Below are 4,853 nucleotides of genomic sequence, written 5' to 3'. Positions count from 1 at the left end.
AGAGGACGTTAAGTCCGTTTCTGGTAGCGGCCGCGTCCGGGTTGGTCGAGGAGTCCCTGACGAACGAGTCGTCCCAGGCGGGAGCGGGTGGCGTTGATCGAGGGCTCGTTGGTGGGCAGGCCGAGGAGTTCGTGTAGGTCGCGAACCCGGAAGACCCGCCCGGGATGCTCGTTGAAGGCGGTCACGATGCGCTGGTAGACGGTGGCGGTCTCCGCAGGGGCCGGCTCGTGGTCGGGCAGGGCGAGGCCGTCGATGACCTTGCCGGCGGTGGCGATCTCGGCGAGGCGGGCCTCTACCTCGGCCAGTGCACCGGTGAGTTGGTCAATCTGTTCGCGCAGGTAGTCGGCGCGTGTGGCGGCCTCGTCGTGTTCGGCCTGCAACAGCCGCAGGAGTTCGGTGACGTTCATGCTGCCAGCTCGACGTCGTCGCGCCAGGCAGGGCTGGGGGCGGTGAGGCGGCGGAGCATGCCGGCGGTGGCGGCCCAGTAGACGCGGGAGGCGGCGTTGTCGAGCCGGTGGTCGTAGTCGCGGGCAAGGCGCCGGTGGAGCATGAGGGTGCCGTTGACCTGCTCGACCACCCACCGCTTCGGTTGCGGAACGAACCCCTTGCCCACGTCGTCGGGGTTGCGCCGGACCACCTCGACGGTGATGTCCTTCACCGCCCCGTGGATGATCACGGCATCCTTGAAGCCCTGGTCGACCAGGGCCTTTTCCAGACGCATCCCGCACCGCTCGTCCGCCTGGTCCAGCAGGGCGATACCGGCCTCGTTGTCGTGCGCGCTCGCGGCCAGGACGACCACGCCGATGATCAGGCCCAGCACGTCGACGGCCAGTCCCCGCTTCCTCCCGGGCGTCTTCTTGTTCGCGTCCAGCCCCGTCGTCCCCTTCGGCACCCCGGCCGCCACGCGGACGGACTGGGTGTCGATGATCACCAGGGACGGGTCCTCTAATCGTCTGGCCCGCTCCCGCACCTGGCAGCGCAGGATCTCCTGGATCCGCTGGTCAAGGCCGTCCTGGCGCCACAGGGTGAAGTAGTAGAACACTGCCGACCAGGCCGGTAAGTCGTGCGGCAGGAGCCGCCACTGGCACCCCGTCCGGTTCTGGTACAGCAGCGCGTTCACGACCTCGCGCAAGTCACAGGAGCCCGGATCCCCGGTCGCCGACCGCGACACCCGCTCCTGCTTCCAGGCGGTGACCAGCGGCTCGATCAAGGCCCACTGCCCGTCGGACAAGTCTGTTGAGTACGGCATCCGTTCCATACCCCGACCCCACCATGCACACGACACGCGAGTCAGCCCGAATACCTCCGTACCCACAAACGGGCGACACCAGATCATCCAGAAACGGACTTAACGTCCTCTGAGCGAGCCACCAAGAGCTGAAGAACAACCTCGAACCGCTTGACCAAACACGTAGGGGCACCGCCGTCAGACCTGATAGCCGGGCGCATACGATCTACTGGCCGCCCTCCCGGCCGCACATGGCGTGCGTCACATTGGGCAACCCGGTGAGGGCTGCACACGGTTCCAACAGACGTGGGACCGACCAGAGGAAACAAGCAAGCCGCACAGGGACGAGATGACCGGCAGTTGGACAGGGTTCGAGGAGTTCGTGGCAGTCTGCGGGCCGCGGCTGCTGCGTTCGGCCTGGCTGCTGACCGGCGACCGGCATCTGGCCGAGGACCTGCTGCAGACCGCGCTGGCGCGCACGTGGCCGAAGTGGAGCCGGATCGCCGAGGAGCAGCCCGAGGCATACGTGCGCCGCGTCATGGTCAACGTACACGCCTCCTGGTGGCGGCGGGCCTGGCGGCGCGAGCTACCGCACTCGGACCTGCCCGATGTTCCGACGGCCACGGACGGCTTCGGCGAGGTGGACAGCGAGCGGCAGGTAGCGGCCTTGCTGCGGCACCTGCCCAACCGGCAGCGAGCCGTGGTGGTGCTGCGCTACCTGGAGGACCTCAGCGTGGAGGAGACCGCGGCGATGCTCGGCTGTTCGACCGGAACGGTAAAAAGCCAGGCCGCCAAGGCACTGCGCACGCTGCGCGACCGACTGCCAGCCTCCGGCCTGCTCTCAGCGGCGGGCAGGTGACGGAATGAATCACGATGGATTCCTCCATGACGACCTCCGCAACGACGACCCCCTCGACGCCGAGCTGACCGCAGTCGTCGAGCAGCTGCGCCACGCGGCGACCGACAGCACCCTGCGGCTGCCGACGCCCGAGGACCGGATGCCCAAAGTGCGGCGCCGGGTCCGTCGCGCCAGGCAGATCAGGGCGGCGGTACTGTGCGCGCCCGTGCTGGCAGTGGCTTTGCTCACGGCCGCACTTCTCCCTGGGGGACCGACGCGTACCGACCCTGCAGCCCTCGGACCATCTGCCACCACCAGCGGTACACCGCTGAGCAGCCCGCAGCCGCGTTGGCCGGCCGGGACCTCGACCCAACGGCTCGAGCTGTACGCGGCGCCGGCCGGTCTGGTCGTCGCCACCGCCCCGGCCGGCTGGCACACCCTGCCCCCGCGCCTGCCCAACGGGACGGCAGAACCCGGGGTGTACGTAGTCTCGGTGCCCAGTGCCGCGGGCAACGGGCCGTGTCAGGGGTCCCTGGACGGCCGCGACAAGCAGCAGTGCCTCCCGGTCACCGCCCTGCCGAAGGGCGGGGTACTGGTGTTCTGGCAGTCGGCCTACGAACAAAATGCCACCCCGTCGAGCACCGTGCCCGGTGGCCCCCAGTTGGTCGATCCCAGCGCACAGTGCCGCGCGATCGGCGGCACCCAGGCGATCGAGGAGAAGTTCCCCAATCCTCACAAGGCGCCCACGTTCGTCAGCGCTTACGCCTGCCTCGCCGCACCGGACCAGACGGCCGTCGACGAAGCCGCCGCCGTCCTGAACTCGACTCACCTGCAGGGCGCCGGCGACTGACGCCCCTGTTCACCTTCAGTACGAACACCACCAGCTCAGTGAAGGACTTCGCCATGCCCGCCTCCCCTCTTGCCAGGATGCCGCGCCTCCCCCGTCACTGGGCACTGCTGTGCGCCGTCGGCCTGCTCTGCGGCGGCGCCGCCTCCTGTGCCGCACAGCCCTCAACACCCACGGCAGAGGCACAGACGCCGGCGCCCTTCGGCTCCGTTCCCACCCCCACCGCGATCACCGGGACCGGATTACCGGTACCGTCGTTACCTGCCGACGCAGCGTCGTCGATCACCGGCCTGGGGCCGCGCACGCTCGCCGAGATCCCCACCGGCACCCGCCAGGTCGTGGTGGTCACCGGGCAGGGGAAGGACTCCTCCGATACCGCCGTCCGACTGTGGACCGCCGATGACTCCGGCCATTGGAGCGCCGGACCCGGCTGGCCCGCCCACAACGCCCTCAACGGCTGGACCACCGACCATCGCACGGGCGACCTGCGCAGCCCGATCGGCGTCTTCACCCTCAGCGACGCCGGCGGCAAGCTCGCCGACCCCGGCGCCAAACTCCCGTACTACCAGTCGAGCTCCTTCACGATCGGCGGCACCGGCTTCAAGGGCGAACCGCTTGCTGGAGCCTTCGACTACGTCATCGCCATCGACTACAACCGCACCCCGGGCCGCTCACCGCTCGACAACTCCCACCCCCAGGGCATCAGCCACGGCGGCGGCATCTGGCTCCACGTCGACCACGGCGGCCCCACCCACGGCTGCATCACCCTCGTCAAGCACGACCTGCAAACCCTCCTCACCACCCTCGACCCCGGCAAGAACCCCGTCATCGCCATGGGGCCAGCCGACCAACTCGCCCAGTAACCCGACTCCGCCCCACCACGACGCGGCCGAATCGTGCCTGCCCCGTTCCGTTCCGCCACTCCCCATGAGGCTTCACGATGGACGAGCACCTCGCCCAGCCGAGCCCGCGGCACGCAACCACAGCCGCTGCCGGAGCTGGAAGTTCACCCAGCCCGCCCCGGCAGCGGCGTCGAGGACCGTGGCCCTCTGGCACACGGCCCCATTGTCGGCACCACGGAAAAGGCCGGAGCAGGCTTCCGAGCAAGCCCCTCTCGGCATGCCAGCGCAACGCTCATGGACTCGCCAGCCGGCGGCCTCGCCTTCCCGGAGGGTGTGTCCAGCGACGGGTCTGTACGGTGACCGGTGTATCTCCCGATCTAGGAAGAGCACCTGATGAGCGACGTGATCGCCTCGGTTGAGGCGGTTGAAGAGGTCCGGCCGGTCGAGCTGTCGGCGGACCTGTTGGACGATCAGTTGATCGGGTAGCTGGTCGACCGGGCTCGCGCGAGCGGGCTCCAGTTGACCGGCGAGGTCGGGCTGCTGCAGTAGCTGACCAAGCGGGTGCTGGAGTCCGCTCTGGAGGGCGAGATCACCGACCACCTCGGATACGAGAAGCACGACCGGGCCGGTGCGGGCAGTGGCAACAGCCGCAACGGCGTCCGTTCCAAGACCGTGCTGACCGACGTCGGCCCGGTCGAGATCGAGGTGCCCCGGGACCGCGAGGGCAGCTTCGAGCCGCAGATCGTCAAGAAGCGCCAGCGGAGATTGACCGGCGTCGACGAGATGGTGCTGTCGGTGCTGTCCCTGTCCGCGCGGGGTCTGACGCACGGTGACATCTCCGCGCACCTGGCCGAGGTCTACGGGGCGAGCGTGTCCAAGTCGACCATCTCCACCATCACCGACAAGGTCATGGACGGGATGGCCGAATGGCAGAACCGCCCGCTCGACGCGATCTATCCGGTGATCTTCGTCGACTGTATCCACGTGAAGGTCCGTGACGGGCAGGTCGCCAACCGGCCGATCTACGTCGCCCTCGCGGTGACCGTGGATGGCACCCGCGACATCCTCGGACTGTGGGCCGGCGACGGCGGCGAGGGC

5 protein-coding genes and 1 pseudogene are annotated in these 4,853 nt (G+C 69.0%); 4 read left to right on the top strand and 2 right to left on the bottom strand.

The annotated features are described in order from the left end of the window. Nucleotides 1-8: 8 nt before the first annotated feature. A complete protein-coding gene (locus tag AC2TEW_RS38255) occupies nucleotides 9-407 on the bottom strand; it encodes a type IV toxin-antitoxin system AbiEi family antitoxin domain-containing protein (RefSeq protein WP_484627668.1) in 399 nt (132 codons plus the stop codon). Next, on the bottom strand, nucleotides 404-1,258 hold the full coding sequence (locus AC2TEW_RS38250; RefSeq protein ID WP_484627669.1) for an IS5 family transposase: 855 nt from the start codon (nucleotides 1,256-1,258) through the stop codon (nucleotides 404-406). The genes AC2TEW_RS38255 and AC2TEW_RS38250 overlap by 4 nt, the downstream gene beginning before the upstream one ends. Before the next feature lie 319 nt (nucleotides 1,259-1,577). Here AC2TEW_RS38250 and AC2TEW_RS38245 point away from each other — a divergent pair, with 319 nt between their 5' ends. The 4 genes and pseudogenes from AC2TEW_RS38245 to AC2TEW_RS38230 all read left to right on the top strand — a co-directional run. After that, nucleotides 1,578-2,087: a SigE family RNA polymerase sigma factor gene (locus tag AC2TEW_RS38245; protein ID WP_484627777.1), complete on the top strand. Its 510-nt coding sequence runs from the start codon at nucleotides 1,578-1,580 to the stop codon at nucleotides 2,085-2,087. A 4-nt stretch (nucleotides 2,088-2,091) separates the two neighbouring features. Next, complete coding sequence (locus AC2TEW_RS38240) at nucleotides 2,092-2,916, top strand: hypothetical protein (RefSeq protein WP_484627776.1); 825 nt, start codon at nucleotides 2,092-2,094, stop codon at nucleotides 2,914-2,916. Nucleotides 2,917-2,969: 53 nt separating this feature from the next. Beyond that, a complete protein-coding gene (locus AC2TEW_RS38235) occupies nucleotides 2,970-3,776 on the top strand; it encodes a L,D-transpeptidase family protein (protein ID WP_484627775.1) in 807 nt (268 codons plus the stop codon). A 465-nt stretch (nucleotides 3,777-4,241) separates the two neighbouring features. Continuing rightward, nucleotides 4,242-4,853 (top strand): annotated as a pseudogene (locus AC2TEW_RS38230) (IS256 family transposase); the annotation flags it as partial.

It is taken from the genome of Kitasatospora sp. NEAU-CNBT7 (assembly GCF_057220535.1).
This window is presented reverse-complemented; position numbering and strand designations above follow the sequence as displayed.

Excerpts from the sequence above, each read along its gene's own strand:
- AC2TEW_RS38245 (WP_484627777.1), top strand. The coding sequence starts at position 1,578 with ATGACCGGCAGTTGGACAGGGTTCGAGGAGTTCGTGGCAGTCTGCGGG.
- AC2TEW_RS38255 (WP_484627668.1), bottom strand. The coding sequence starts at position 407 with ATGAACGTCACCGAACTCCTGCGGCTGTTGCAGGCCGAACACGACGAG.
- AC2TEW_RS38240 (WP_484627776.1), top strand. The coding sequence starts at position 2,092 with ATGAATCACGATGGATTCCTCCATGACGACCTCCGCAACGACGACCCC.
- AC2TEW_RS38235 (WP_484627775.1), top strand. The coding sequence starts at position 2,970 with ATGCCCGCCTCCCCTCTTGCCAGGATGCCGCGCCTCCCCCGTCACTGG.
- AC2TEW_RS38250 (WP_484627669.1), bottom strand. The coding sequence starts at position 1,258 with ATGGAACGGATGCCGTACTCAACAGACTTGTCCGACGGGCAGTGGGCC.